The 26,078-nt window shown below is 51.8% G+C and carries 28 protein-coding genes; 14 read left to right on the plus strand and 14 right to left on the minus strand.

From position 1 onward, the window contains the following. Positions 1–238 precede the first annotated feature (238 nt). The 4 genes from LIW51_RS33690 to LIW51_RS33705 form a co-directional block, all read right to left on the minus strand. Entirely contained in the window at positions 239–1,633 is a 1,395-nt protein-coding gene (locus LIW51_RS33690) for a serine hydrolase domain-containing protein (RefSeq protein ID WP_227380372.1), read from the minus strand. A gap of 464 nt (positions 1,634–2,097) precedes the next feature. Then, positions 2,098–2,352, minus strand: a complete 255-nt coding sequence (locus tag LIW51_RS33695; RefSeq protein ID WP_227380373.1) for a hypothetical protein — start codon at positions 2,350–2,352, stop codon at positions 2,098–2,100. A gap of 88 nt (positions 2,353–2,440) precedes the next feature. After that, complete coding sequence (locus LIW51_RS33700; protein WP_227380374.1) at positions 2,441–2,956, minus strand: DUF1440 domain-containing protein; 516 nt, start codon at positions 2,954–2,956, stop codon at positions 2,441–2,443. Positions 2,957–3,109: 153 nt separating this feature from the next. Continuing rightward, positions 3,110–3,775 (minus strand): bacterio-opsin activator domain-containing protein, encoded by a 666-nt coding sequence (locus LIW51_RS33705; protein ID WP_227380375.1) that lies wholly within the window; start codon positions 3,773–3,775, stop codon positions 3,110–3,112. 211 nt (positions 3,776–3,986) lie between these two features. On the opposite strand from LIW51_RS33705, the gene LIW51_RS33710 reads away from it, so the two are divergent. From LIW51_RS33710 to LIW51_RS33725, 4 genes are all read left to right on the plus strand, one after another. Then, a complete protein-coding gene (locus tag LIW51_RS33710) occupies positions 3,987–5,315 on the plus strand; it encodes an APC family permease (protein ID WP_227380376.1) in 1,329 nt (442 codons plus the stop codon). A gap of 18 nt (positions 5,316–5,333) precedes the next feature. Further along, on the plus strand, positions 5,334–6,968 hold the full coding sequence (locus LIW51_RS33715) for an ABC transporter substrate-binding protein (protein ID WP_227380377.1): 1,635 nt from the start codon (positions 5,334–5,336) through the stop codon (positions 6,966–6,968). A 189-nt stretch (positions 6,969–7,157) separates the two neighbouring features. Then, positions 7,158–7,376 carry a diacylglycerol/lipid kinase family protein gene (locus LIW51_RS39680; protein ID WP_227380531.1) on the plus strand — a complete coding sequence of 73 codons (219 nt, stop codon included), beginning with the start codon at positions 7,158–7,160 and terminating at the stop codon, positions 7,374–7,376. A gap of 136 nt (positions 7,377–7,512) precedes the next feature. Further along, positions 7,513–8,001: an ArsR/SmtB family transcription factor gene (locus tag LIW51_RS33725; RefSeq protein ID WP_368411906.1), complete on the plus strand. Its 489-nt coding sequence runs from the start codon at positions 7,513–7,515 to the stop codon at positions 7,999–8,001. A gap of 1,393 nt (positions 8,002–9,394) precedes the next feature. Here LIW51_RS33725 and LIW51_RS33730 read toward each other — a convergent pair. Beyond that, entirely contained in the window at positions 9,395–10,249 is an 855-nt protein-coding gene (locus LIW51_RS33730) for a ZIP family metal transporter (protein WP_227380379.1), read from the minus strand. A gap of 19 nt (positions 10,250–10,268) precedes the next feature. Here LIW51_RS33730 and LIW51_RS33735 point away from each other — a divergent pair, with 19 nt between their 5' ends. Together LIW51_RS33735 and LIW51_RS33740 are read left to right on the plus strand one after the other, a co-directional pair. Further along, complete coding sequence (locus LIW51_RS33735) at positions 10,269–10,421, plus strand: hypothetical protein (protein ID WP_227380380.1); 153 nt, start codon at positions 10,269–10,271, stop codon at positions 10,419–10,421. Positions 10,422–10,568: 147 nt separating this feature from the next. Then, a complete protein-coding gene (locus LIW51_RS33740) occupies positions 10,569–11,027 on the plus strand; it encodes a hypothetical protein (protein WP_227380381.1) in 459 nt (152 codons plus the stop codon). A gap of 234 nt (positions 11,028–11,261) precedes the next feature. Here LIW51_RS33740 and LIW51_RS33745 read toward each other — a convergent pair whose 3' ends face one another. The 3 genes from LIW51_RS33745 to LIW51_RS33755 all read right to left on the minus strand — a co-directional run bounded on the left by LIW51_RS33745 (position 11,262) and on the right by LIW51_RS33755 (position 13,939). Beyond that, entirely contained in the window at positions 11,262–11,819 is a 558-nt protein-coding gene (locus LIW51_RS33745; RefSeq protein WP_227380382.1) for a hypothetical protein, read from the minus strand. 1,120 nt (positions 11,820–12,939) lie between these two features. Further along, the gene (locus LIW51_RS33750) at positions 12,940–13,338 is read right to left on the minus strand and encodes a hypothetical protein (RefSeq protein ID WP_227380383.1); all 399 of its coding nucleotides are present in this window, start codon (positions 13,336–13,338) and stop codon (positions 12,940–12,942) included. Positions 13,339–13,696: 358 nt separating this feature from the next. Beyond that, complete coding sequence (locus tag LIW51_RS33755; RefSeq protein WP_227380384.1) at positions 13,697–13,939, minus strand: putative DNA binding domain-containing protein; 243 nt, start codon at positions 13,937–13,939, stop codon at positions 13,697–13,699. A 304-nt stretch (positions 13,940–14,243) separates the two neighbouring features. Between LIW51_RS33755 and LIW51_RS33760 the strand changes: the two genes are divergently transcribed. The 7 genes from LIW51_RS33760 to LIW51_RS38870 all read left to right on the plus strand — a co-directional run bounded on the left by LIW51_RS33760 (position 14,244) and on the right by LIW51_RS38870 (position 17,887). After that, positions 14,244–14,801, plus strand: a complete 558-nt coding sequence (locus LIW51_RS33760; RefSeq protein ID WP_227380385.1) for a hypothetical protein — start codon at positions 14,244–14,246, stop codon at positions 14,799–14,801. A gap of 6 nt (positions 14,802–14,807) precedes the next feature. Beyond that, a complete protein-coding gene (locus LIW51_RS33765; protein WP_227380386.1) occupies positions 14,808–15,179 on the plus strand; it encodes an SWIM zinc finger family protein in 372 nt (123 codons plus the stop codon). 281 nt (positions 15,180–15,460) lie between these two features. After that, on the plus strand, positions 15,461–15,892 hold the full coding sequence (locus tag LIW51_RS33770; protein ID WP_227380532.1) for an MOSC domain-containing protein: 432 nt from the start codon (positions 15,461–15,463) through the stop codon (positions 15,890–15,892). A gap of 334 nt (positions 15,893–16,226) precedes the next feature. Continuing rightward, on the plus strand, positions 16,227–16,388 hold the full coding sequence (locus LIW51_RS33775; RefSeq protein ID WP_227380387.1) for a hypothetical protein: 162 nt from the start codon (positions 16,227–16,229) through the stop codon (positions 16,386–16,388). A gap of 22 nt (positions 16,389–16,410) precedes the next feature. Further along, the gene (locus LIW51_RS33780) at positions 16,411–16,707 is read left to right on the plus strand and encodes a hypothetical protein (protein ID WP_227380388.1); all 297 of its coding nucleotides are present in this window, start codon (positions 16,411–16,413) and stop codon (positions 16,705–16,707) included. Positions 16,708–17,182: 475 nt separating this feature from the next. Beyond that, positions 17,183–17,371: a hypothetical protein gene (locus LIW51_RS33785; RefSeq protein WP_227380389.1), complete on the plus strand. Its 189-nt coding sequence runs from the start codon at positions 17,183–17,185 to the stop codon at positions 17,369–17,371. Between the two features lie 387 nt (positions 17,372–17,758). Next, positions 17,759–17,887: a hypothetical protein gene (locus LIW51_RS38870; RefSeq protein ID WP_255767716.1), complete on the plus strand. Its 129-nt coding sequence runs from the start codon at positions 17,759–17,761 to the stop codon at positions 17,885–17,887. A gap of 779 nt (positions 17,888–18,666) precedes the next feature. Here LIW51_RS38870 and LIW51_RS33790 read toward each other — a convergent pair. From LIW51_RS33790 to LIW51_RS33800, 3 genes are all read right to left on the minus strand, one after another. Continuing rightward, positions 18,667–19,443 carry an IclR family transcriptional regulator gene (locus tag LIW51_RS33790; RefSeq protein ID WP_227380390.1) on the minus strand — a complete coding sequence of 259 codons (777 nt, stop codon included), beginning with the start codon at positions 19,441–19,443 and terminating at the stop codon, positions 18,667–18,669. A gap of 233 nt (positions 19,444–19,676) precedes the next feature. Further along, a complete protein-coding gene (locus LIW51_RS33795) occupies positions 19,677–20,669 on the minus strand; it encodes a Gfo/Idh/MocA family protein (RefSeq protein WP_227380391.1) in 993 nt (330 codons plus the stop codon). 1 nt (position 20,670) lies between these two features. Beyond that, on the minus strand, positions 20,671–21,870 hold the full coding sequence (locus tag LIW51_RS33800) for a pyridoxal phosphate-dependent aminotransferase (protein WP_227380392.1): 1,200 nt from the start codon (positions 21,868–21,870) through the stop codon (positions 20,671–20,673). A gap of 91 nt (positions 21,871–21,961) precedes the next feature. On the opposite strand from LIW51_RS33800, the gene LIW51_RS33805 reads away from it, so the two are divergent. Continuing rightward, the gene (locus tag LIW51_RS33805) at positions 21,962–22,684 is read left to right on the plus strand and encodes an MBL fold metallo-hydrolase (protein WP_227380393.1); all 723 of its coding nucleotides are present in this window, start codon (positions 21,962–21,964) and stop codon (positions 22,682–22,684) included. Between the two features lie 28 nt (positions 22,685–22,712). Here the strand turns inward: LIW51_RS33805 and LIW51_RS33810 are convergent, their stop codons facing one another. From LIW51_RS33810 to LIW51_RS33820, 3 genes are all read right to left on the minus strand, one after another. Continuing rightward, positions 22,713–23,870, minus strand: coding sequence for a M20 family metallopeptidase (locus LIW51_RS33810; RefSeq protein ID WP_227380394.1), 1,158 nt, complete (start codon positions 23,868–23,870; stop codon positions 22,713–22,715). Further along, entirely contained in the window at positions 23,867–24,973 is a 1,107-nt protein-coding gene (locus LIW51_RS33815) for a mandelate racemase/muconate lactonizing enzyme family protein (protein WP_227380395.1), read from the minus strand. The genes LIW51_RS33810 and LIW51_RS33815 overlap by 4 nt, the downstream gene beginning before the upstream one ends. An 81-nt stretch (positions 24,974–25,054) precedes the next feature. After that, positions 25,055–26,008 carry a TIGR03557 family F420-dependent LLM class oxidoreductase gene (locus LIW51_RS33820; protein WP_227380396.1) on the minus strand — a complete coding sequence of 318 codons (954 nt, stop codon included), beginning with the start codon at positions 26,006–26,008 and terminating at the stop codon, positions 25,055–25,057. Between the last annotated feature and the right edge of the window lie 70 nt (positions 26,009–26,078).

The raw sequence follows: 26,078 nt of genomic DNA on the forward strand, positions 1-26,078 counted from the left end.
GTGTGGTTGTTGCTTAGGGACTGCCTCTCTGGAATCAGCTATTGAACACATTTAGCGAGATGTCGTAGAACTTGTGGCGGCACGAGAAGTTCAAAACCATGCGTTAGCTGCACGATGCTGATTCAACTATATATGCAGTGGTCGGTACTAGATCTTCGCTTACGAGTCGCATTGTAACCGCCATGCTCAAAGACTGAGAACGAAAAGCGTCTGTCTCTCCACCCCGTCGATACACTCGTCACTCTTTGTGGAGCTGCCACCGCTGAAACAGCATACTCACTCCGTCATCGTTGACGTGGAACTCGACCGGCACCTGTTTCCCGGTGTCGGTGACGAATGAGTACTGATATTCGTCCGGTTGTAATCGTTCGGGATAGACATAGTGATCGGCTGACCACCCTGGATCGTCAAACGAAATATGGAGGCCGCCACTCTTCTTCGAGACGGATGCCGTTCGAATACCATGATACGATGCATATTCTCCGAGCAGCGGTTTTGCTTTCTGCTCAAGCATATACGTTGGCACCACTGCTGCTGGCGATTCACCCTGTACAATGGCGAGAAGCGCCTTTCCTAAATCCGATGGTCGTTTCTCGGGAGTAGTATTGCACATTGTTACGACACCAATTCCAGCGTCGGTTAGATAGCCAAACCAGGCTGTCGTCGTTCCCATCATTCCGCCGTGGTTCACGAGCGTGTCTTCAAGAAATTCCTCGACGGCTACTCCATAGCTGTAGCCCTGTTTGCGTTCGTCGAGATACTCCTCACGTGTTGCGTACGGTTCGGTCATCGAGTCGATCGATTCCGATGAGAGTATCTCTTGATTGTCAAACGTTCCTTCCCGTAGGAACATCTGGAGATAGTTCGCCATCTCTGTGACCGAGCTAATCATTCCGCCCGCGGCATACAGTCGTTCATCGAAAGCTAACTTGCCCTCAACAGCTGTTCCATCCTCCCGGTTGTATGGCGTCATTCGATTTTCTACTGCCTCGAAGTCTGCTTTGGAAAATAACGACCGAGTCATCTTCAGTGGTTCGAGAATCTGGTCGCGAATATACTCTGCATACGATTGATCAGTGACTGTTTCAATGACTTTGCCGAGGAGATAATAGCCCGTGTTATAGTAGAAAAATCGGTCACGATCTGTCAGTCGTTCATCGACAGATCCCTCGATATGTCGTCGAAAATCGTCATCACTGCTTAATGGTTGATTTGGATCCTGATCACTGCGGCCTGTGAGTCGTGTAATGAGGGCTGAAAGACTTCCATCGCTGGGCATTCCCGACGAATGCGTGAGTAGCTCATGGATCGAGATTGGGTCTGCGTTGACTTCACAGAGGTATGGAAGATAGTCGTCAACTGGATCATCGAGTGTGAGCTGTCCGTCTTCAGCGAGTTGCAAAATCGCTACCGTGGTAATTGACTTGGTGCAAGAACCGATGCCATAGAGAGTCTTTGGCGTCGCTGGTGCATTTGTTTCCAGGTTACGTGCCCCAAATCCATCGGTGTAGAGACAATCCGTGTCGTCGACAATCGCCACGCTTACACCTGGAACACCTTCGTCACGAACCCACTCACTCACAAATGATTCGATGTCGCGCGTGTTTTCTGCTGAAAGGGAATTGGTTGCCATCGTCTGATATGGACGTAGTGGTCATGTAAAGCATTAGCTCGGAGCAAACTACGTCGATACAAATGGTTTCCATATGCTGTAGTACTAGTGGACAGGATGGCAGTCAATCGTTCCCCGTGAAAGCTATCAGCAGCGTTCGAGGATAAAGTAATGGCAGCAGAGTGTAGAAGTGGCTTCGAAGAATCGACTCAGAGAAACCGTTAGGGTCGGGGATTTCGTCCTTGATACCTCGATACACTGTTGTCATTTATCGCTATCGACGGTAGTCAATTATACCGTTGTAATAGAGGGGGATCGCGTCGCGATCCCCCTCCGTTTCGCAGAAAATGACGCAGAAAAAGACGCACTCCACCGTAACCAACACATTAGTACCACCATGGTTCACCGGCAATGCGGTGTGAATCTCGTGTGGTGGCGTCGCCGAAATGGGGGTTCGCTGAACCCCCGTGATTACAACGCTATAATTAGTGTCCTCCGTTCGCTATGTCCGCGTTTGCTTCGTGGGCTCGCATCCATCCGGCGAGGTCGGGATGGGCGAACGTGATTTCGATGTGGTGGCCACCGACGCCCATTGCATCGTCCACGGACAGCGTTCGTGATGTCTTGTAGCTTACACCGGGAACGCGCTCAGCCATCTCTTCCATCACCCGATAACCGTCGTTCTTGTAGGCACAACCATAGTGCGTCGCGACCTCGCGGTATCCTAGTCGTGCAACCATCACGTCGTTCGTCTTGGCGACATTCTTCGCGTGCTCGAGGACATCGAGGTACTTGTCCTCGACATACTTTTTAGAAAGATACCACAGGTCAGAATATCTTGTTTATTGAGGCAAGTGAGGACAATAGTACTCCGATCATGGCCCCATACACGACATGCGCCAGAAAGAGTGAGGGATGGAGATAAGGTATAAGAGGAGCTTCTGTATAATATGTAATCTTCAACCAGAGTGGCATTACAATCCCAGTAGTTACGATCCAGAGAAGTATCCCCCAGATGATTCCAGAGAATGTGATCATTTGAACACTGTCAACGTGTCTTCGAAATAGACTCATCAAGACAATCAATGCAAAAAGGGTACCGAAAATAATGCTATGAATAAGATGAGCAAACCAACCAGCGATCCCACCTTGGAGGTCGTAGAGCGCCGGCACCATATCTTGGAGAAAAGTCGGCACTAATATAGTCAGCACTGCACCCATAGCGATTCCACCGACCAGTCCAGCTACTGCGCCTCCCCCGCCAACTACCGTGCTGGATGGTGTTTTGTTCGTAGATTGGTCGTTTTTGTCTTCAGTAGTTTGTGAATCTGTTTGCGTAGCCATAGTTTACCATTCGATCCTCGTTGCGGTCAAGATCACTTGGGTCATTTTGGTGATCTCACGTGAGATACTAATTGATGTCCGTTTAAAGTACAACCTGAGAAAATACGATCACATTCTATCTCCTACATCGATTGGCTGATAAAAGACACAAAACTACTTTTCAGAACCTGCTTCGCTGCCGATGATCAGCGTCTCCTTCACGAGATTACCGTGTCCGCGGTGTAATCGTTTCGAGACGGCTTGTGCGGTGATACCGAATTCCTCCCCTAACTCTTCTGTAGTCACTCCGTGGGGGACGTTGTAATAGCCACGGTCAAACGCCGAAACAAGCGTTTCGTGTTGTTCTTCCGAGAGCCCATATCGATCATATGCTCCTTCATTTACTTCATATATCCTACGGATATCCATAGTGAGGTCTTGTTTTTGTGCAAACTCATGTGCCTGCGAAAGACTATCTCTTTCGGGGAAGAATATGCGGAGATGCCACTCGTCATTGGATCCAACTGCCTCGAAAATTACTCCCTCGTGTTCTAAGAGAATATGCGTGACCAATTTGACACGCTCAACCCATTCCATTCGATAGAGCCATGCATCGTCATTATCTGAGAGAAGAAGCATATTTTCGACACTTGAGTCGTTTTCAAGAGTTTCTTTCACCATCTCATGATCATCAGCTGTGGTCCAAACAAATGGTAAAACGCGGTCGTTTTCATGGGCGACAACGCGTTCAACTTCGAATTGAGCGGTGGGTACAGTTGAAAGCGTCTCATGAAGTGCAAATTCTTCTGCTGGAATGCAAACTTCCGCCATTGATCCCATTATAAGACTGCGGTAGCTATGAGTGGTTAAGTAATTTTGGAAGGCATGATAGGGCTGCATGTTTTAGAACTCTTCTCGTTATATTCTGGTGACTTAGTTCGTACTCTATCAAATGGGTATTTTACTTTTGAAGCTCACTCTGGTTCGAATCACAGAGTAGGTTGTATAGTCAACCATGAGTCTTTCGTAGCTTCTTTTGTTAACCGATAGTATGGCAGAGTTAGGGCTCAAAGAAGCAGTTGCGATGGCCCTTGGCGGGATGATCGGCGGAGGGATCTTCTCAGCCTTCGGTATCATCGTAGCTGTATCGGGTGTACTGGCTTGGGCTGCATTTCTTCTTGGAAGTATTCTCGGTTTTAGCGCCGCTTACAGCTACATTCATTTGAATAAGTTTACGGACAAACAGGGTGGGGCGCCAACATACATCCATGAGATGATTGGTAACCGGACACTCGCCGGGATGACCGGTTGGACACTCTTATTTGGGTATATTGGATCTATTGCACTGTATGCCTATGCGTTTGCCTCATTCGGTTCATTCATGCTCGGGCGGCTCCACTTCCTACAAATTCCAATTAGCAACATCCTTTCAGTCTTCCTCATTGGAGCATTTGTCGGGTTAAACCTGATTGGAGTGAGTGAAACAGGCAAAGCAGAGGACATCCTCGTCGTATTCAAAGTCGGTGTTATTGCCGTTTTCGGTATTTGGGGGGTCTACTATGCCTATACACAGGAATTACTAACATTTGGCTGGAAAGCGCTCGCCCTGAATCCGATCGTCGGATCTACCAAACCATTTCTTGGTGCAGCATTTTCCATTGTAACATTTCAAGGCTGGCAGCTTTTGATGTACGATCAGGACAAGTTCGACAATCCGGAAGAGACAATCCGAAAAGCAACCTACATCGCAATTCCGGCGACCACACTGCTCTACGGTCTCGTTTCATTGGTTACTGTCGGCCTCCTTGAACTCCCTGAAATCGCGGTCGCACCCGAGGTATCACTGCTGTATGCGGCACTTCCGTACATGGGCTGGATCGGAGCTGTTGCGATTGCGATTTCAGCACTGGTTTCGACAGCCAGTGCCGTCAACGCGACTCTGTTTAGTAGTGCCCTTTTCTCACGAACACTCATTGATATGGATCTTCTTCCGAGTTGGCTTGAGAGTTCGAGTGATGATGGAGACGGAGACAGTATTCCGTCCGGAATTGTAATTATACTCGGGTTATTATCGGCTTCATTTGCTGTTTATGGAAGCTTACGTAGCATTTCCTCTTTTTCGTCACTCGCATTTATTGTCGTCTTCGGCGCAATGAGCTACCTTGCCTATACCAATAGGGATGAACTAGATCTCATTGCTCCCATCCCTCTTCTTGGAATCATCGCCGCAGTGGTGTACGCCCCACTTCTGCTATATGACCTGTATCTTAGTGACCCAATCACTCTCGGCATGGTGTTCCTCATTGCAATTGTAATCATTGGCTCCGAACTGCTCTACTTCGAAGGTGAACCAATTGCTGAAAAAATACGCAATTCATAAACTATAATACAATAAATAATGACCGAAAACAATACTCTCAGAAACGGTATCACACGGCGGAAAGCATTAGAAGGACTAGGACTCATTGGGGCGACGACACTCGCTGGCTGTTCAAACATTAAACCGACAGCTTCTCAGGGAGTAGGATTAGCTGATATGCGCATTGCAACAGTTCTCTCTCCGACAACACTCGATCCATTTATGCTCAAAGGTATCCCCTCCGAACAAGTCATCTCTCAGATTTTCCAGGGACTCTATACCTATGGCGACAGCACCGACCTTGTGCCTGAACTCGCAGATGGCGAACCTCAGGTAAGCAATAATGGTAGAACCTACACTGTAAAATTGGCCAAGGAAGCGAAATTCCAAAACGGTCAGCCAGTAACTGCTGAGGATGTCAAATATTCCTTCGAAGAGCCACTACGTAAACAACCGGATGTTTCCTGGGATCATCCGACGTTTGCGAATCGTTGGAAACTGAATATGATTGAAGCTGTAAAAACGCCCAACGAGCGAACGATACGATTCGAACTCTCACACCTATATCCTTCATTTCATCATGTGCTTACGCAGTTTATCGTTCCAAAGTCAGTTCGCGAGGCAGATCCCAAAGCATTTGCACACGATCCAGTTGGATCAGGCCCATTCGAAGTGGATCTCTTCAAACCAGGCAAGTACGCGTTGCTCACTCGCTGGAAAGACTACTGGGATACACCTAAGCCCCAAATAGACCAAGTGAAATTCATCCCTGTTTTCTCTGGTATTACACGAACGATGAGTCTTTGGACGAATCAAAATCACATCGCCGAAACCGTCGAGCCAAAATTCTGGCAGGTTACAAAAGGCTTCTCAAATACAAGAGTAAGTGCAGTCGACAGCTTCTGGTATTATTATCTTGGCTTCAACTGCAATGAAGGACCAACAACAGATCCTCGGGTTCGGAAAGCCATCGACTACTGTGTCGATATGGACGAGATGGTAAAAAATATGATCAACCCCGCTGGCAAGCGACAATATAGTCCCTTGCCACGGCGATTAGCAGAACAATGGAAAATGCCACTTGAGGAATGGGAAAACATTCCACGGAAGAAAAACATTCCACGAGCAAAAGAACTCTTTGACGAAGCAGGTATTGAACGGTGGGCTCCGAAGATAGCCGTTCCAGGCACAAAGAGTTCTGGCGATGAGTTGCGCGAGAAGATGGCTGAAGCAGTGGTCGAAGGTCTCGGCTCGGCTACGTTTCTCCAGGCGAAAGTCGACAAATATCCATGGCCAGTGTTTCAAGAAAAGATTCTCACTGGCGCAGACTACGACATGTTCATTGGCGATTGGGTTGGCTTTCCTGACCCTGACTCGTTCATGTATCCACTATTCCACGAAGACAATGAAGGTGAGACAAATGGAACATTCTACCAAAACGAAGAGGTGATGAATAAACTCAGTGAGGCACGAAAGAGTGACCAACACGAGAAACGAAAGCAGCTCTATGAGTCTGCCATTACCACTGTGCTTGAAGATCGAGTGCATCTTCCGCTCTACATGCTGAAAAATTCGTTTGCTTTGCGTGACTCGGTAAGTGGGTTCTCACCTCATCCAATAACAACAATCAATCCTCGACTCGTTGGATCGAAACACAGCGTTTCGCTTGAGTAAAGCCGATCGTGAGAACTTGTTTACAAGGATGTCATAGAGAATCGGAAACCAATGAAAGTAAACAACCAGGGGAATAGTGTACCACTATTCCCGAACGCAACTGACCACTGGCTTATTCTCAATCCGACCAGTGGCACAGCGGATCATCGCGATACGATTCGACAATAGGGAGCACAACAAGGGTACACAATCCGTGAGAGAAAGTATGAAGGCCATGCAATCTCCCTCACAAAGGAGGCTGTTGCAGACGGTGTTGACTTGCTAGCCGTTGCTGGAGGTGATGGTACTCTTCATGAAGTGGTTCAAGGTCTTACTGAAGTAGATGCACTTGAGACAGTCTCACTCGGAGTACTCCCAGTAGGAACAAAAAATCCTCTTTGCGACGAATATTGGTATTACAGATGTTAAACAAGATTTAAAGCTCTTAAAACAGGAGATCGTAGTCTTTTCAGGCACCTTCGATGCCGACCGTCCGGACACAATTCGAAGACTCAAGATCGCGACTGAATCCGGCGCAGAACTCTTTACCGTGCTTTCATCCGAAATGGCACGATCAATCTATTTGATACTCCAAGAGAAGTCTGCAACGGTATCAGAAATCGCCGAAGATGCGGAGACATCGATCCAAAACGCACAATACCATTTAAATAAGCTAAAAGATGCTGATCTCGTCACAGTAGTTGAGACAACCTATTCCTCAAAGGGCAATGAGATGGCGATCTATGCAGCGACAAGTGATCCCTTGGTTATCGTGAGTGGATCTAAAAACAAAACGAGTCGTATTCGATCACGATTGCGTGATATTTTGGGCGTGTTTGGAATACTCGCCGTAAGCAGTCTTGGCGTTGAATGGCTTGCACGTCACGATATCCTCCACGCAGATGCTCGTGACCTACTCGTCGGCACTGTAGGCCATGTGTCATCGGATTCGTCACTACAGTTCGTTATTGCATTACCACCAGGACTCCTCTTTTTCCTAGGTGGTCTTGTTTGCCTAGGATGCTGGATAGTGTTGATCTCTATCTCAAAGTAAAGTTTCGTACATTGATTGTTATGTTCTATCATTTGTTGATGAACGTTGTGGTTGGTGAAATCGCAGTTTCAGCATTCCGAGCTTCCATCATGTATTGGTGTGAGCATCAGATATGAGCCTATTAGAGAAACATGAATTGATTGTCTCTGGGATATTGCTTCTTAGCGGGGCAATTACGGTTGAATGGTTATTCCGTAAGAAAGTATATTTTGTCGGCTCATTCATACTTTCACAGGTTATCTATGATGGTAGAGAGTATTTTGTTATCAGTCTCCCACCTGGCCTGATCTTTGTTGCAGGAGGTATTGTCGTTCTTCTAGGACACTTTTTAGCGAGCAATTGAATAAAAAAGCGTGAGATACAGAAACGAAAGCATAGAACTTGGTGTAAGACCGCTCTCTACACACAATACGGCACATCAGTTGATTTAATAGATGGCGTCTGGTCTCTCTTCTTACGTGCTACCGTCCCCTTTTCTCTGAGATACATCCTGTTCTATCCGAGACCCATTTTATCAAATTGTCTATATCTTAATAGACAGTCCCCACCGTAAACGACACTATGACAATGATACTGAACAGGATCAGTGGAAGAATCGTTTTAGAAGAAAACCCCCACCAGCCGTTACGAGAAGTTTTTGAATCGATCGGAGAATTCGCTGCTATCAATTCATTCACGCCTGGCAGTATCACGAGTTCGGGGAGGTAAACCACGGGCGAACGTTCGTCCGCTGGACCGACGTTCTCGACACCGCACAGTACTGCGAGCGATTCAGATCGCCGAACTGGTGGGTGATTTGCGAGGATTGTGGTGGGCGACTCGCGCGCTACCAGCACTCGAAAGCCGTGAAACATCCTGAGAAGTATAGCTGTGGTGACTGTGGCGGATCTCTCCGTGTCGAGGAGGCTGCTAGACAATGAGGACAGAGTATCGGTGTCCGTGCTGCAGCCGAATTGTTGATTTGATGGCGATCTCTGGCCCTTCTCGGATCGCTCTCTCGCCTTGTGGACATACTGTTGCGGCTCCCGGACAACTGCTTGAGATGGGCGATCTGCTCCCACCACGCCCTAATGTGTGGGTGACGGACTTCCTCGCTGAATCTCACTGACTCCCGCGAACGCTTTCGGTCCTCCCTTCTTTCTCTCATTCGTTCGTTTCTGGTTGGGACAGGCGCTAACACAGGCTAGTATAGTATACTAACCTACACGGTTCTGCTGAAGCTCTCAGAGCGTGACAGGAATGGTGTGCTGAATAGAGAGGATGTCTTCAGCACAGAGATGGAAGCCGATATGTGTAGACCTGTATTTAATGCCCGACTCCTATCAATTGAAATCATTTCTACAGAACCGCCTGCATCGATCCTGATAGGTGAATCTCTGCGACCGTGATGCCGTTATCCAGCCAATGCAATGTCCAAGTATAGCATGACGATGACGCCAGTCATGAGCCCGAGCGTAGCCACGCGTTCGTATCCGCTCCTGTGTGTTTCCGGGATTATCTCGTCGGAGATGACGAACAACATCGCACCGGCGGCAAAGCCCATGGCGTACGGTAAGAGGGGTTCGACAGTCGCGACTGCGACAGCGCCAAGGACTGCTAACGGGATTTCGACGATGCCCGCCCGGATGCCGGCGACGACGGCGTACAGCCGTCGATCGAGACCGGCGTTGATGGCCGCAACCGACACCGCCAGCCCCTCCGGAACGTTCTGGAGGCCGATGGCAACCATCAGGGAAAGTGCACCGCCGAGCTGGGCCGGGTCTGCGGCGGCTGCACCGAAGCCAACGCCGACGGCCAGTCCCTCTGGCATGTTATGCAGCGTAATAGCGAGAATGAACAAAACTACCCCGGCGAGCCGTTCGTCGGTAACTGGGAGTGTTTCGTCGGATCCCGACGCGTCCGCCCGCCGGCTCCCGGTCAGCAGGTAATGGGCGTGGGGAACCACCATATCCGCCCGATCGAGAAACAGCGCACCCAGGCCAACGCCGATCAGCGTCGGGATCGGATTCCCACCGGAGTAGTCCTCGATGCCGGGAATGATGAGACTCGTGAATGCAGCCGCTAACATCACGCCGGCGGCGAATCCGAGCATACTGTCCAGTACTCGCTCAGACGGGTTTCGCCAGACGAGAACGAGTGACGCACCAAAGAGGTTCATTGCGGCAATGATAATACCGCCTGCAAGTGCCTGTATCACCGGGGATGTCCCTACAATTCGGATAAAGATCTCTGTGAACCCAGATTGCATAGTTCAACTAGTGCGAGTGTTGGGATTTGTAGCTATCCCTGCTGCCATTCTAAGTCTTCTTACGTGGGGGTTCCGCAACTCGGTGGATGATCGCGGCGGCAACCTGCCGATGTATCGTGTGTACTTCGACCAGCAGGAGGTCTTCGAACAACTCGGACTCACGGACGAATGAGACCGACTCTCTGACACATACCCTCTACTTACGGATTTCAGCTCAATTCGAATGGGCTCGAGATAGATCAACATTAGTGATGAATATGCGCCCTGTATTCAGTACAACCGCTAGAATCGATCACTTCTTGAGGATTTCAACACGGCCATGTTAGTAGACTATACTTACCCTGGCGCCTCCATTTTCCGCTTTGGCTGGCGACTGTTTAACCAATTCGGAGCACAACCTCCGTGTCTGCTCCGTGAGACGGCCCTGTTCGATACGCTTCACAGCGAGCTTGCGATTGTCTTGGAGGAGACGCGGGACGACGAGATCGATGTTGATCGACTTGCCACGCGGCTGCTCGACAATGACGGGGACAAGTGGCTCATAATTGGCTTGACTGAGGGCGCAACAGCGGTCTTGGCCTATGATCGATTGATGAACTCAATTACGCGAACGCTGATCGAGACTGATGGGTTAGATGGCAATAGGGGTCGGCACATTGACCACAAGCGAACTGAGGGGCAAGTACTCGAATCAGTCCAACAGCTTGGCAGGGCGTATTTCAACTGGGTACATCCGCGTTATCGGTGGGTGTTCGATACCGAGTACACGGTCGAATAGGAAGCACTCTGTGGCTTACTCATCAGCCTGTGACCGAAGATACTGCCATGGCTCGCCCTTTCGATCGTTGATCCGCACCATTGGCGGGAGTTGCCAGGGTTGAATCCGCACCATTGGCGGGAGTTGCTACACGGTCGCGAAATCGGATTGGAAGGCGGCAAATAGAGAATCCATACGCTTCTGACGTGGCCATCTAAGTTCCCCCGCAACATTGCTCGTCATTTAATATTACAGTTACCATTGGTGTGGCGAAATACCGTGCTCCTTGTGCAGCTCAGCAAAGTCGAACGTCCGAATATTGACCGAGTTCACCGTCGCAGCATTCTTGTACACATCAATAACATCAAAGTCGTCTCCTGAAACACGAACCTCAGCGCGGTCACCTAATTGTACGCGATTAAAATCTTCTCGACTCGTCCACCTATTCGAACAGCCCTGTGAGCCTTTTTTGGAGAACTCCGTCCCACAAACACGGATAAGGTAGTTTACATTGAACCGTGTTGCAAGTCGGTTACGGGCGGCTTTTGACACGACAATCTTAGTCGGCGAATGGACACTTTCTCCAAGCAGATCTGGATCATAGCTTCCAACAATGTCTCCTTGGACACGATCGAACACGATATTCAACGGTTCGTCTACGTACCGTTGCCCGTTGTACTTCCATTCCAGAGAGACGGCTTTTACTTGGATGTAACCGGTTTTTGCTACCCCAAGTTGAGAGAGACAACTTCCGAGACTTTCTGTTGTCAGAGCCACTCCGATAGTTCCAAGCATCTGCCGTCGAGAAATCATAGTAATGACTGGTGGTACTATTGAATAAGCTTTCTGTAGATTGTGATCGCTAATTTTTCGCGATTCATTGGGTAATGTTGTTCTTGACCGATTTACTCCTTGTTGGAGGTGACCGATTTACTCCTTGTTGGAGTTTACATTCTACTCATGTAGCGCTTTGGCAGTGACTCATAGTCGTTTCCACCTGACAGCGTGCACGTGCATTACTTGTGTGCCAGATCGAAAGCCGCGGTGGAGCCCCTTCTTCGGTATCAGTATCGCCAATGTGAATCGAGAGCCCGAGTATCTCGCTATCGTACTCGATGAGATCGATTGACTGCCACTTTGTTCGAGCATTGAGCCGAGCACGAACGATATACTTCCCTTCTTTGCCATCTCAGACACCCGGCATACTCGCTCCCCCAAGGCTCGCACTGGTTCGGGCCGTCGTTTCATGATCAGCCCAGTAGATTGGGTGGCCATCGCGTTCGATAAGGACATGTACGGTGTGCGGTTTGTAATCGAAATCGCCGCCATCAAATGGAGAAGCGGATGGACTTACCGCGAAGTTGGTCGTAGTTGATGGCCAAATGCCAGCCCCAGACGAATCAGTCTCGGCTACCACCAACTGTGATACGAAGACAACAGAATTGACCGGGTGGTTTCGTCCACCGATCGGCTGTCACGAGATGGTTCTAAGATCATTAGAGTATAACCAAACCGAGGACAGGGCTACGATTGTTCTTTCGAGCAAGTGGGGAGACTCACGATCCCCAGATGAAGTAGACTGCGGTGGTGCCACGTTCAAATACAAAATAACACTATCTTCAGAAACGGCCTTTCTTGGGGCGATACGGGTTGTTTACCAGACCCCAGACGGCGAACAAGCGAATGCATTCGATCTACAGACAGACCCGTGTTGAGAAGATTGACTGGACGCACAGTATCCTTCTTAGTGCGATCGCGAACGGAACGCAGTAAGATATGACACAATTAAATCTCTGATCCCTGCTCCACTGTCTGAGCTACCAGTCCTGCGTACTCGTCGTTGCTGTCGAAATTGCTGCAATGCGGCTCCAGCGAAACAGACTAAGATGAACTGGAGATACAACTCGCCTAACGATCCCACACTCCCAATCAACTAGGATGTAACCTGCGAATCCTGCTCAAAGGTAGAGTAGAGGGCAAGAGCTGCGATGACACGGCCAATGAGGAGCCCACTGCCTCTCATGAACAGAAGCGCTTTGAAGAATTCTGGATACTCCTCTATGAGGTCGAAGCCGTGGCCCAGCCAGTATCCAAAAACAAAGATAAGAACGGGCGAGAGGGCAAACGAGAATATTCCTAACAGAATAAAGTGGTATGTGACTTGTTCACCGAGTGAATTCCCGATTGTGATGAACCAGACGGGAAATAATCCCCACGAGCCTCTGACAACCCGATCAATAGCAAACGCACTTCCTACCTCGAAGAACCAGAAGGCACCGAGGAGGGTTGTGAAGAGAAGTATTGCTGCGGTGGAGTGGAAGTCACGTCTCATACGTCCATAATATTAGCAATGGATATAGCTCTTGTCTCACTATTGGGAATTAATGTCGTTCGCTCTGTTCCTCATGACCACGTTTTCACTGGTTTGAGACTGTTCGAAAACGCTGAAAGTATTTACTGTACCAGTCCTTGTTTTTCAGCATCACGAACGATGAAAAGCGAGAATCAACACCCAGAGCCACACTATAGACTATTAGCGATCTTTAAAGTCTTATTCGTAATTCTCGTCGCAATTTTCATCGGTATTCTTTGGTGGGTGTTGAGCGGCTGTTTCATTGGTTGTCCTGCTGTCCTCTAATTGGTCTACTTTCACAAAGCACACTGCGTACTATGAGGATTCACTAATTTCTCTATTCACCTGGAATCCACCAGATAACCACCCGCGGACTCAATTTCCCACGTTCTACTTTCCCATCATCATATAACTCCTCGAGCCGTCGATGCGCGGAGGGTCGCTCAATACCGAGCGTATCTGCGACCCACCGGGCGGTCACAGCGGGGAACTCTGACTCGCGCATCACCGTCAGAATATCGTCGTCAGTCGTTTCCTCTGCAAATTGACCACGAGTATCGCGATCTCTTTCGTCTGTCATTGTAGTCGTTAGTTCACTATCTACCATCTTAAACCCATACACTACGTAGTACCTCGGTAGCTTTATTACCAAGTATCACATAGTACGTGGCAGGAAAACAGTACCCTCGGACGTGTCGAAACACGCTAGTTCCAGAAGGATCCTTGTTGGGTTGAAGTATATTCGGAGCACACCCCGAAAATCGTCGGTGAAAGTGGCTCATTAGCTGCTCTGCCGTTCGATATACTGTCTCTTGAAGAGAGACGAAACCACTTTCACTCTGGGTATGGCTCGCGATTATGGAGCTTCCAAGTGATTATGGTATATGGCCAAATCACCGGCGACAGTCACTGTCGAGGCGTTTGACGACACAGTTACGATCGACGATCGTTCACGAAATGTACTAGTACATCTCACTGATACCGAGATCGATCAGCGCCTCATTCGTGAAGCAGGAACGTACGTCGTCGGCACGGGTGGTAAACTCGTACTGGTGAGCATAATGGCCACGGGTGAATTTATGGAGCGACAGCGAGCGTACGCTCCGATCGCTCATCTTCCGACGTACAGTATACGCCAGGCAGAAGAATCATGTCGACAAAACGCCCTCAAGCTTGGGCGACAAGCGCTCGAACCGCTTGGCATCGACTACACAGCCGTTGGGATGGTTGGTCGCGAAACTGATCGCCTACTCACCGCTGCTCAGCAGTATGATTGTGGCCACCTCTTTCTCGTTGACCAACCGCAGTCGCTGCTTCATCGTCTTGTCGTTCGGAGCCTCGGTCGAGCGATCACGTGCAAGTTCGATGGGCTCGTCACCGTGCTGCAATCTAACTGCGACGATGAAATTTCTGGCAAGCGACGCTGGACGATAAGAGGATGATCTGCTTTGGTAGCCAATAGTATCGAGACGGCACAGAAACGCGCACAGTGGGAACAGTTCTCCTACGACGTCGATGCCCCCGGAATGGTCGAAGTCACCAACGAGAGCCATGAGAACCCCAAAGAGCACCACTACGTCGTCTCCATCGACGACGTGACCGGCGAACTAATGGCCTGCACCTGTCCGCATCACGTTCACCGCAACGTATACTGCAAACACATGGCCGCCGTCGAAAACATAACCGACGACGGGACGCTTGATGCCTTCCCATCTGAGGACGAAGACGAGACCGAACCCGAAGATTGTGACTGTGACGGCCTCAACGGGTTCCCGTGCTGGCCGTGCGTGCAGACAGGACGAAAGAAACTGCCGAACTAACCACCGCTTCAACAACACAACGTCCTCTAGCCCGGCAAATCGTTCGCTAGAATCTTTTGAGTTCCAGTAGGTAAGAGTAGGGAAGTGTGCTTCCTCAGGGCCGTTGCGTGGTACACTGATAGACGAAGGCAATGAGTTAGGGTGCAGCGCCGGCTCATCCGTCCATCCAATATGTACATTTTCACCCGCCTCGAAATCTACAATATACACTCCCGCAAAGAACCTGTATGGAACTCGGCCGAGTCGAGAGGATTCACATTGCTCCCGACAGTGGTGATCCGATGCAGGCACGAACGGACGTGGAAGCAGTTGCGGGACGAGGACTCCGTGGCGACCGGTACTTCGAGGAACGCGGGCTCTGGAACTTCCTTGACGAGGATCCGAATCGAGAGGTGAAGGAGGCAAGTGACGTTACTTTCATTGAAGCCGAGGCACTGACAGCGGTTGAACGAGAGACAAGTATCGAAATCCCGTCGGGTGCGCATCGTCGAAACGTAACGACACGAAATGTACCACTCAATCACCTTGTGGGCCAAACATTCACCGTCGGCGATGTTCTCTGTGAGGGGATTCAACTCTGTGAACCATGTGGTTATATGCAGTCGTTGGTCGGCGAGGAGGGACTTTCTGAAGCCCTTGTTCATCGTGGCGGGCTCAACGCGTCCGTTATTGAGTCCGGACAGTTTGGTGTCGGCGATGAGGTGCGGTGGTAACAGTGGTCGTTATTGATTTGGATGAATCCTTATCCGTTGAAATGACAATAGGTACCTCGAACCCATGCCGTTATACGGTTATCTATGAGGGAGAGGAAGCTGCCCAGTATGAGACGAGTGCGGATCCGAGAACGGCTGGTGGGCGTGTCGGTCTTCGAAATGTCATCTGCAGACACGTGGCAGATTATGACAAGGCGATGCTTAATAAGCAACTCTCGACGGAAATCTCAGAGCACGCTGAGGCAGTAGCCAACGAATTTGGACCGAGATAACCTTTGTACATTTACTCGATTTCTTACCGTACTACGTCCACCGCACCGCCTACTGCAAACACATGGCCGCCGTCGAAAACGCGATTGATGACCGGACGCTTGATGCCTTCCCCCCGGAGGAGAGTGAAGACGATGCTGAACCAGAGGAGTGCGATTGTGACGGTCTCGGTGGCTTCCCGTGCTGGGAGTGCGTGCGCACGGGTCGGAAGGAACTGCCAGCCTAATACCGTCTCACGCTTCTCATTTATGTCACGCCAAACGACGCTATCCGATGTGGCCGCCCAGCGAACGCTCAGCGAAAGCGCGGCTGGTTCGACCGAACGCACGGACGACACACCAATGACTGAGCGGGATCTGCTCGACCGTGCGCAAGCACATACGGCGGACGTCGCGGCTGCGCATTTCCCCGACCTGCCGGTTGATGCGATTGAGTGGGACGTGTCGCACCGTGCGAAACGGCAGGCAGGCGTCACCAAGTACGACCCTGCGACCACCACGATCACGATCACGCTCAGCTGGGACGCCTACGACTCGCAGGGCTAGGAGCAATTCAGTTCGACCGTTCGCCACGAACTGATCCATGCGTAGCAGTATCACGAATACGGCAAAGCTGACCACGATGGAACATTCATCCGCTGGACGGATGATTTTGACACCTCGCAGTACCGCGAACGCTTCACTGGGCCATAGTGGTGGCTCGTTTGCGAGGGATGTAGTGGTCGGGTTCCCCGGTATCAGCATTCGAAGACGGTTCAAAACCCCGAATCATACCAGTTGCGGTGACTGTGATGGCTCGCTTCGCGTCGAGAAGGGCAACAGTCAGTAACCGAGGTTTTGTTTAAATAGTTCTTGCGACAATAAAAGAGTTTTCGCGCACCGCCACCTCTTGTGTGTCTTCATGAGGTTATGTTGTCTCTCGATATTGCTGCCGCACCTTACGCGCCTCGAACCTTTCTTTTCCCAATGGCAGACCGCTATTTTCGTGTTGGTTCCGTTTGTTCTTGGTGTCGCCCCATATATGAACGTCGAGACGCTATTACGGGCGGTCGGCGACTTGACTGGTGTCACCGCCACTGACTCAATACCAGACGGTTCGGGGAGCAAAATCTACAGACAAACCTGGTTCAACGTCCTTGTCCTGCTCGGATGGACAGTCGATTCATTAATGGTTGGGTATTTAGGGGTTGAACAGACAGAACTCGGATAATCGATCTAACCGCCGTCAATAACATCCTGTTTTGAAATAGGTTGAGGTCAATTACCGATTTACCAGCACCCACCCTCTGTTGGGCGGAACAAAGAGGAGATTCTGGAGTTACTTCCTCCCTCACCGCCGTCTGTTTCTGATCGGGAACATGCCGTTTTCGTCCATTGCCGAATCGCACACTTTTCCGTTACCCATCGGACGAACCGCGTGCGCCACCGGACGTTAGTATAATATACTAGCCCAGCGCTGCTCAGCGAATCTTCTCTCCCTCATTGGGATAGTGCCCCGACCGAATGGAGCGTACTGACGCTAGGCTCACGCCGTCACTCTAGGTTCTCCTGTGTCGTGCCTACTGTTATCTTATAGGGGTTCGTAGAGGAAGATGGATTGGTTGCTGCGGACGACGATGAGATATTCCTCAAACGTGAACCGGACTTCGATGTGCCTGCGCTTGTCCCTACTCGCTTTGATGAGGACGTCGGGAGCGTCTGGTTCGAGATGCTAATGATTCGTTGAGTTCTACTAGACGGACGAATTAGAATTCGTAGTATCGTGATCAGTATCTATCGTAGGGATCGCTAACGAATCGCATCTATTGTTGAATGGCGGTCTTCTGTCGACGACTACGAGATCTCTATTCGTTCCATACCTAGCCCTGGGCAATTCCTCTTCTATGGCACAAATGAAGAAGTCCAGGGATTGGAGGTGAGCGATCATGCCTCGATCACCACCGAAACTGTCGTTGCAGACTAAGGAACGAGCTGCCATTGAATGGTTTGACCGTGAGGAGATGCGTACGTACCAAAGAGAAGTTCGAGGAACCTATGAAGAAGATGCTTTCAATTCGTTCTAGACACAGGCATCCCTCTACTGATACAATACTATTCATAACAATTATATGATATAAGGGTTCGTTCCTCTATTACCGCTTAGAGCCAATTTCTGGCGCTATATTGCGAAATACCATATGAATATGAGAGTCTATTATAGAATTTGGCTAAAAAATAATCTAAATATACTAAATAATTAGTTCAATTTACTACTTTTCATTTGATTTAATAATATTCACAGAAAAAAGACCTAGTTTGTCTAGTAGTCAATATAATATAACACACTTTGTGTTGGAATTGTTCGATTTATGCATTATAGATGCAATACTCCATAGCCATTTTTCCGATATGAAAATCTAAGCCAATAAATGAGAAGCAGACATGGATTACAAAACTACTAATGTAACGGCCATAGTGAGTAACCTGCCGACTGTCGGCCACTACTCAGGTTAAAATATTCGATAGTTAGTAGTTTTTCGTCTGAATTTCGATGATGTTCACTGCATCGCGCATCTGGCCGAGGAGCTCCTCCGTAATTCGTTCATTGGTAAGTTTGCTCATCGGACCGGAGATAGAGATTGCACCGATTGCTCGGTTGTGGTCGTCGCGAATCGGGACTCCAATGGCACGAATGCCATCTCGGCGTTCTTGATCCTCAATGGAGAAATTCTGCTGGCGCACCGTCTCTAGTTCTTCGAATAGGGCGTCACGGTCGGTGATGGTGTGCTCAGTAGCAGGCGGAAGACCGTGGGTATCGATGATTTCCTCGACGCGCTCGTCTGGCTGACACGCCAGTAGTGCTTTTCCGAGAGCCGTCATGTGCATGTGTGTGTACTCGCCCGTTGTCGGTTTCTGGGTTACACCCTCGGGACCCTCGGATTTGTAGAGCAGTACTCGCTTGCCGTTTTCTTCAACTCCCATGTCGACTACCTCTCCTGTCTCGTTCGAGAGTTTGTCTATCTGAGATTTGGCAGCTTGGTAGCAATTGAGCTGATGGCGGGCGTAGCCACCGTGTTTGAGGAATCGCAGACTGAGCCGGTACGTGTCGCCATTTTGGATCACATACCCACTTTCGCTCAATGTCTTCAGATAGACATGGGCTGTGCTATTCGGAATCTGCCTGTGTTCAGCGAGCTCTGAGACAGTCGTCCCATCTAGCTCTTCGAGTGATTCAACGATGTTGAATGCATTCACAACTGCTTGTATCCGGTTCTTGGACGATTTTTCGGTGTCTTGGGCCATGATGCACCCTACCAGCCCGGTCATGAAATAATTTCCCATTGTTTCTATCCAGCAATGTTGTAGAGAAAACCATCATCGATGGATTAGACTTTCAGGATCATTAGAAGGTACATAAAACAGCGAAACAAAATTCGCCGGTATCCAATAATGCTGGAATCATAATGATCATCGACACCGTATAGGTCAGTCTCGATGGACTCCACTCTAGAGGAAGAAACCGGAATCGAACCCGATTACGGACGATCCACCGACTGTTCGTCACCCGTTTCGGCTGCGGCTTTCATCGCAGCCGCAATCGCTTGCGCGTGCGCACCATCCTCAATAGTGGCGAGCATCTCTTCATCCGATTCGATAGCAGCAGCAAACCGATCGATCTGACGACGAACAGCCCCATCCATCCGCCCATTAACCACCGGCCAGTGACGAGTATCTGGACGGTCAAATCGATCCCCGTGGATCGTTAACGTTGTACCAGGTGTTTCAACCGCAGCGCGACCAGTCGTCCCAACAACTTCAAATGCAGCGTCGATCTGCCCCGGAGTCTCGTTAGGAAGGACACCATACCCCTCAAGCACGCCAATCCCACCGTTCTCGAATTCAAAAAGCGCCTGCATCGCATCGGGAACATCGACATCAAGCGCCCCACGGCGTTCAACAGCACGCACACTCTCAACGTCGCTCTCCATACACCACCGCATCGCATCGATATCGTGCACGTTCATGTAGTAGACCGGATGCCCCCGGCCACCGATCCGATGCGATTCCGCAATCGTGATTCCCCGCTTCGCACGCACACTCACCGGCTCTCCAACCCGATCAGCACGAACTGCATCATGGGCGCCGCTGTAACCCGGATCATACCGGAGCACAAAACTTATACCAGTCGTAACGTCGCTCTTGGCCGCTCGATCTGCGAGCTCCCACGCCGACGAGAGCTCGACCGTCACCGGCTTCTCGAGCAACAGGTGGCGATCACGATCCAACGTGGCGTGCGCCTGCTCGGCATGCAACTGCTCGGGCGTGGCAACGATCGCAGCATCAGCGTCATCGAGCGCCGTCTCGTAATCAGTTAAAGCCTGATCAGCACCATACTCGTCAGCAATAGCCGCCGCCCGCTCCTTGTCGACATCGACGACACTTGCAAGCTCGAACGTTGGGTGATCGCTCACAGCATGAATATGGTTCTCGCCCATGAACCCACATCCGAGGATGGTCACGCGAACCATCTCACTTGACACCTCCCTCACGGACAAACGCCTCGAACCGATCGAGACCAACTTCGAGCCGTTCGAGTCCGTTTGCGAAGCTCAAGCGAAGAAATCCTTCTCCAACAGAACCGAATCCAGACCCAGGCGTCGTAACGACGCCCCATTCATACAAGAGCTCCTTCGCAATCTCGAGCGAAGAGGCATCCAACGATGAAACATCGACGAACGCATAGAACGCCCCTTCGGGTGTAGCGCACGAGACACCAGGAATCTCATCGAGGCGGTCGATCACGTAATTGCGGCGTTTGCGGAACGCTTCGTGCATCGACTCGACGTCGCCCTGTGGCCCTGTCAACGCCGCAATAGCCGCGTGCTGTGAGATACTCGGCGCACATGCCGTCGTGCTCTCGTGAAGCTTCGTTGCCGCCTCAACGATAGCCGTTGGCCCGGCGAGCCAACCAAGACGCCAGCCCGTCATCGCGTATGTCTTCGAACACGACGATACTGTCAACACGTGATCCGACGCATCGACGTAACCGGCGATCCCCGTCGGTTGATCGCCATACACCAACCCTTTGTAGACTTCGTCCGCGATGACGTACGTGTCGTGTTCGACTGCTGCCTTGACGACGTCCGTTACTGCATCCCGCTCGTACACGCGTCCAGTCGGATTCGACGGTGAGGTTAATACGACGGCAGCCGTCTCATCACTCATCGCATCGATAATTGGATCCGGATCCAGTTCAAATCCCTTCTCGGGCGGGAGAGGAACCTCGACCGGAGTCGCATCAGCGAGTTTCACCTGCGTTCGGTAATTCGGCCACAGCGGCGTGGGAACGACTACATCATCACCGGGATAGACGACTGTTAACATCGCAAGGTGTAATGCTTCCATCGCGCCGGTGGTGACGAGAATTTCCGATCGAGGATCCACCGTCACCCCGTCCTGCGCCATATCGTCGGCAATGGCTTCACGGAGCTCCAGCAGTCCAGCATTCGATGTATAATGCGTTTTCCCGGCTGTAGCAGCGTCGCTCGCGGCGGCAATGATATGATCAGGCGTATCGAAGTCCGGTTCGCCAATCTCAAGATGAACGAGATCATCTCGATCGGATTCTTGCGCAAGGTCGAACATCAGTCGAATCGACGACCGTTCAACCGATGTGGCCCGGCTCGAGAGACGGGCGTCTGGGGCGTCGGTGGCTTGTCGCGATACCATTCTATTGAGTACACGACGACCCACAGTAATAATTCTGATGTTGGATCTCGACGGCAGTAACTACAAAGCGATCCCTGTCATGAGGCTATGTATGCGCCTCACTGATAGCATCGCACTCGTTGGATCCGGCGATGCACGACTCACGGATCCCTACGACTGTAACATCTACGCAATAAAGTCCCAAGAAGGAGCACTCCTGATTGACACCGGCGGCGGCGGCGACACCGAGCTGATACTTGAAAACGCACGACACACCTTCGGCGATGTCGTCGGTGCGCTCATCACACACGCACACGCAGACCACGCACAGGGCGGTCCAGAACTCCAAGACCGTGACATCCCGGTCGTCGCGCCAACCCCGAGCGTCCCACTGCTCACGGAGGGAACCGAAACGGAACTCGGTATCACGGCGGCCAAACGTGATTCTGTCTACCCCGACGACTACGAGTACAGCCATTACACACCGGATCAGACGGCCACTCCTGGATCGATACTCGAACTAGGCGGACGACAATTCGACATCGTCCAGATACGCGGGCATGCAAGCGACCACGTCGCGTACCTGACGGAAGTCGACGGACTGACCGCGTGCTTCATCGGCGACGCAGTGTATCCGGACGGATCGATCAGTCTTCTCAATACGCCCGGCTCATCACTTGCTGCGTACCGTACCGACATCGAGAATCTAGTCGGACGAGGAATCGACGCGCTCTTCACCGGCCACGGACTGCCACGACTCCGCGACGGACAGGACAGCATCGATCAGGCGGCCGACGCGCTTGCAGGGATGTACACGCCGCCGTCGAGAACATAATGGGAGAATCGAGACGTCAATCACCCCGTCAGGAGAGAAGTCGTTCGAGTGCTTCCTGATACGTCTCCACCGTCGATAGCAGGTCTCTGACGCTGATGGACTCGTTGACAGTATGTGCGTCGTGCTGGATACTCCCCGGTCCGAACAGGACAGTCGGAATTCCAGCATCGTGTACGAGAAACCGGGCATCGGTCGCTGCATTAAAGCCAACCGCATCCGCCGCGACCCCGGCCGAGTCAGCGGCAGTGAGGATCGCCCGGACGAGGTCATGATCCGCTGGCACCGCGGCCGCGCGAGCGAACACGGTGCGTTCGAACTCAATCTCGATCGCTTGCCCGTTAACCGTAATATCTGCGAGTAGTTCGCGCAGCCGGTTGTCAAACGTCTCGGCCGACGTCGTGCCGGGGAGGATCCGCCAGTCGACAGTCGCTGTTGCATGATCAGCGACTACATTCGGGGCGATACCACCGTCGACTTTGGTGACGGTGATTGTCTCTGGAGCGAGGAATTCGTGAGCGGTTTCGTCACGAAGGCGATCGTCGAACGCCTCGATACGCGCAAGCACCTGTCCAAGTCCAGCAATCGCATCGACGGCGTCATCCGGCCGCCCGGAGTGCCCGCTCTCACCATGGACAGTCACGTTGTATCGTGCGACACCCTTCTGGGCAACACACACCTCGAGCTCGGTCGGTTCACCAATGATCGCTGCGTATGCCTCCACCCCACGATCGACAAGCGCCCGCGTTCCCATCCCGGTATTTTCTTCGTCGACGACGAATCCGAGAATCACTTCGCCTGGGTCGTTAGTTGCATCATAATAGGACTCCGTCGCGAGGATTTTCGCCGCCAGCGCTGCCTTCATGTCCGCGGTGCCACGGCCGACGATCCGGCCGTTCTGCTCGCGCAGCAGGTAGGGATCACCAGTCCAGTCCTCAGCATTCGCCGGGACAACATCGACATGCCCGGTCAGGAGTACCGATCCGTGCGCCGGGTTGCCGACTCGTGCAACGACGTTCGGACGGTTCGGGGCGACCTCATACGAGGTCACTTCGAACGGGACAGATGAACTCTCCAGCCGTGTACGGAGGTACTCGGCGACTGTGTGCTCGTTTCCGGGGGGATTCTCGCTCTCGCACTCGACGAGATCGCGCGTCAAATCGACCACCGCCTGTTCCTGGCTGCTCATTCGATGACCTCCCGATTGCTCCGTAGGTCTGCCAGCCGGTCGCGGTCAAGATCCACGCCAAGTCCGGGGCCGTCGGCGTGAATGCGGGGCAGATCCGTGCGAAGATTGGTAATCCCTGACGTCGTCATGAACGGGCCGACCATTTCGTTCCAGACTACGTTTTCGAACGCCGCGGCGAAGTGGACGCCAGCGGCCGTGCCGACGTGTCCTTCGACCATCGAGCCGATCTGAACCGGCCGGGTGTCAGCTTCAGCGACCGCGTTGAGTCGAATCGCCTCGGTGATACCCCCGGTCTTCATCAACTTGATGTTGAAGATATCGCCGGCGCCGCGCTTTATCAAATCCAGTGCGTCGCTTGCCGTTTCAACGCTCTCGTCGGGCATCACTGGAATATCGACGCGATCACGTAGTGCAACAAGGTCGTCGACGTTCTCTTTCGCAACAGGTTGTTCGATGACGTCCAGACGGTCTGCCATCCCTGACAGTGCCGAGACGGCCGTCTTCGCATCAGTCCACCCCTGGTTGGCGTCAGCTTTGAGGCTCATGTCATCCGGAACGCGTTCATCGATCGTCAGTACCCGTTCAATGTCCGTTCTTGGGTCGCCTCCGACCTTGATTTTGATCTGATTATACCCCTCCTCGACAGCTGCTTCGGCGTCCGCCGCCATTTCGTCGGGGGCTTTGATGCTCAATACCTTCGGTGCATCCAAAAAGGGCGATTCGGCGTCGCCGCCGAGCAACTTGTACACCGGCATCCCAGCATGTTTGCCGCGGATGTCCTGGAGTGCGATTTCGATCGCGGCATGAGCGGCAGGCGAGCCGTCGACCAGGGCTTGCATTTCACTGACGAGACGCTCGATCGCGATCGGGTTCGATTCGAGCACCAGTGGGGCCAGTACGTCCTGGAGCACCGCCGCGGTGGATCCCTGTGTCTCACCGGTTACCTCGTAGGCGGGCGCACCCTCGCCGAGCCCGACGATTCCGTCGTCGGTCTCGACCTCAACAAGGACGCGTTCGAGCTCCGGAATCGGTTTGAGCGCCGTCACAAAGGGTTCTTCGAGCGGGATTTCGTACTGGTGGATCGTTACACGTTCTATCTGCATATCATCCAATCTGGCCCCCGGTCACTTGTAAACTCGTGTCACAGCCCCGGATAGTAACGCAGCTGACCGAGTCGTCCGACGCTACAGTGCTGGGAGAATATCGTCGGCTGCAACACGGTAGAATTCGTCTTGTTCATAGCTGACGTCCGTGACCACGACGTGATCGGCCCCACGGTCGGCTTGCTCATCCATCCAGTCGAGTACGTGCGCAGGTTCCTCGGCAATGAGGAACGCATCGCGGACGTCGTCCCTGGAAACCTGATCGGTCGACGCTTGGAGTGCCCGTGGATCCGTTTCGTCGAAGTTCCCCGGGATGAGCGTCGAGGCGAACGACTCCATCACTCGATCGATGATGCGTTCAGCGTCGCCGTATCCGCCGACAGTTTGTATCACGACTTGTCCGTCGCCACCGTGTTCGCGGTAGGTGTCGATGACGCGTTCTTTGACGTTAGGGACGCCTGCGATAGTGATGATATGATCACCGTACTCGGCAGCCAAGCGTGCACTCTTCGGCCCGGAGGCAGCGACGTATACCGGAATCTCTTGCTCGGGTTGCTCGTATGGGTACACTGGATCGAACGAGAATTGGTCGCCGTCGAAGCCGAAGAAGTCGTCTTCAGTCCAGTACTGGCGAAGAATAGCGATGGCTTCCTTGAGGCGCGCCCCCCGTTCGTCCCACGATGGCCACTCGTCGACGAAGGGGTGTTCGTTCATTCGCTCGCCGGTTCCGACGCCGAACAGGAACCGCCCTGGGTAGAGTTCGTCGATGGTGGCGACAGCGTTCGCGATGACGAGCGGATGATAGCGGTACAACGGGGGAGTGACAAAGACGCCAACGGGAATGGAATCAGTGCGTTCCATCGCTGCTGGCATCCACGACCAAGCGAACGGCGCTCGCCCGCCGGTGTGAAACCATGGTTGAATGTGATCGCCGAACCAGAGCGTGTCGAAGCCAGCAGCCTCGACCGACTCGGCGCGGTCGAGATAGTATGCCGGCGACTCGTACATGCCGCCAAGGTCGATACCGAACTCCATGGAAAGAAATCTGGATCGTCGGGCGCATAACTGTTATCCCCAGCTGGTTGCCATGGAGTACCAAAGTATA

The organism is Haladaptatus halobius (assembly GCF_020618475.1).
GTDB lineage: Archaea > Halobacteriota > Halobacteria > Halobacteriales > Haladaptataceae > Haladaptatus > Haladaptatus halobius.

Bases quoted from the DNA above. Each gene is read 5' to 3' on its own strand.
- LIW51_RS33690 (WP_227380372.1), bottom strand. From the start codon at position 1,633: ATGGCAACCAATTCCCTTTCAGCAGAAAACACGCGCGACATCGAATCA.
- LIW51_RS33695 (WP_227380373.1), bottom strand. From the start codon at position 2,352: ATGGTTGCACGACTAGGATACCGCGAGGTCGCGACGCACTATGGTTGT.
- LIW51_RS33700 (WP_227380374.1), bottom strand. From the start codon at position 2,956: ATGGCTACGCAAACAGATTCACAAACTACTGAAGACAAAAACGACCAA.
- LIW51_RS33705 (WP_227380375.1), bottom strand. From the start codon at position 3,775: ATGGGATCAATGGCGGAAGTTTGCATTCCAGCAGAAGAATTTGCACTT.
- LIW51_RS33710 (WP_227380376.1), top strand. From the start codon at position 3,987: ATGGCAGAGTTAGGGCTCAAAGAAGCAGTTGCGATGGCCCTTGGCGGG.
- LIW51_RS33715 (WP_227380377.1), top strand. From the start codon at position 5,334: ATGACCGAAAACAATACTCTCAGAAACGGTATCACACGGCGGAAAGCA.
- LIW51_RS33725 (WP_368411906.1), top strand. From the start codon at position 7,513: ATGGCACGATCAATCTATTTGATACTCCAAGAGAAGTCTGCAACGGTA.
- LIW51_RS33730 (WP_227380379.1), bottom strand. From the start codon at position 10,249: ATGCAATCTGGGTTCACAGAGATCTTTATCCGAATTGTAGGGACATCC.
- LIW51_RS33740 (WP_227380381.1), top strand. From the start codon at position 10,569: ATGTTAGTAGACTATACTTACCCTGGCGCCTCCATTTTCCGCTTTGGC.
- LIW51_RS33745 (WP_227380382.1), bottom strand. From the start codon at position 11,819: ATGATTTCTCGACGGCAGATGCTTGGAACTATCGGAGTGGCTCTGACA.
- LIW51_RS33750 (WP_227380383.1), bottom strand. From the start codon at position 13,338: ATGAGACGTGACTTCCACTCCACCGCAGCAATACTTCTCTTCACAACC.
- LIW51_RS33755 (WP_227380384.1), bottom strand. From the start codon at position 13,939: ATGACAGACGAAAGAGATCGCGATACTCGTGGTCAATTTGCAGAGGAA.
- LIW51_RS33760 (WP_227380385.1), top strand. From the start codon at position 14,244: ATGGCCAAATCACCGGCGACAGTCACTGTCGAGGCGTTTGACGACACA.
- LIW51_RS33770 (WP_227380532.1), top strand. From the start codon at position 15,461: ATGCAGGCACGAACGGACGTGGAAGCAGTTGCGGGACGAGGACTCCGT.
- LIW51_RS33775 (WP_227380387.1), top strand. From the start codon at position 16,227: ATGGCCGCCGTCGAAAACGCGATTGATGACCGGACGCTTGATGCCTTC.
- LIW51_RS33780 (WP_227380388.1), top strand. From the start codon at position 16,411: ATGTCACGCCAAACGACGCTATCCGATGTGGCCGCCCAGCGAACGCTC.
- LIW51_RS33785 (WP_227380389.1), top strand. From the start codon at position 17,183: ATGAACGTCGAGACGCTATTACGGGCGGTCGGCGACTTGACTGGTGTC.
- LIW51_RS33790 (WP_227380390.1), bottom strand. From the start codon at position 19,443: ATGGCCCAAGACACCGAAAAATCGTCCAAGAACCGGATACAAGCAGTT.
- LIW51_RS33795 (WP_227380391.1), bottom strand. From the start codon at position 20,669: ATGGTTCGCGTGACCATCCTCGGATGTGGGTTCATGGGCGAGAACCAT.
- LIW51_RS33800 (WP_227380392.1), bottom strand. From the start codon at position 21,870: ATGGTATCGCGACAAGCCACCGACGCCCCAGACGCCCGTCTCTCGAGC.
- LIW51_RS33805 (WP_227380393.1), top strand. From the start codon at position 21,962: ATGCGCCTCACTGATAGCATCGCACTCGTTGGATCCGGCGATGCACGA.
- LIW51_RS33810 (WP_227380394.1), bottom strand. From the start codon at position 23,870: ATGAGCAGCCAGGAACAGGCGGTGGTCGATTTGACGCGCGATCTCGTC.
- LIW51_RS33815 (WP_227380395.1), bottom strand. From the start codon at position 24,973: ATGCAGATAGAACGTGTAACGATCCACCAGTACGAAATCCCGCTCGAA.
- LIW51_RS33820 (WP_227380396.1), bottom strand. From the start codon at position 26,008: ATGGAGTTCGGTATCGACCTTGGCGGCATGTACGAGTCGCCGGCATAC.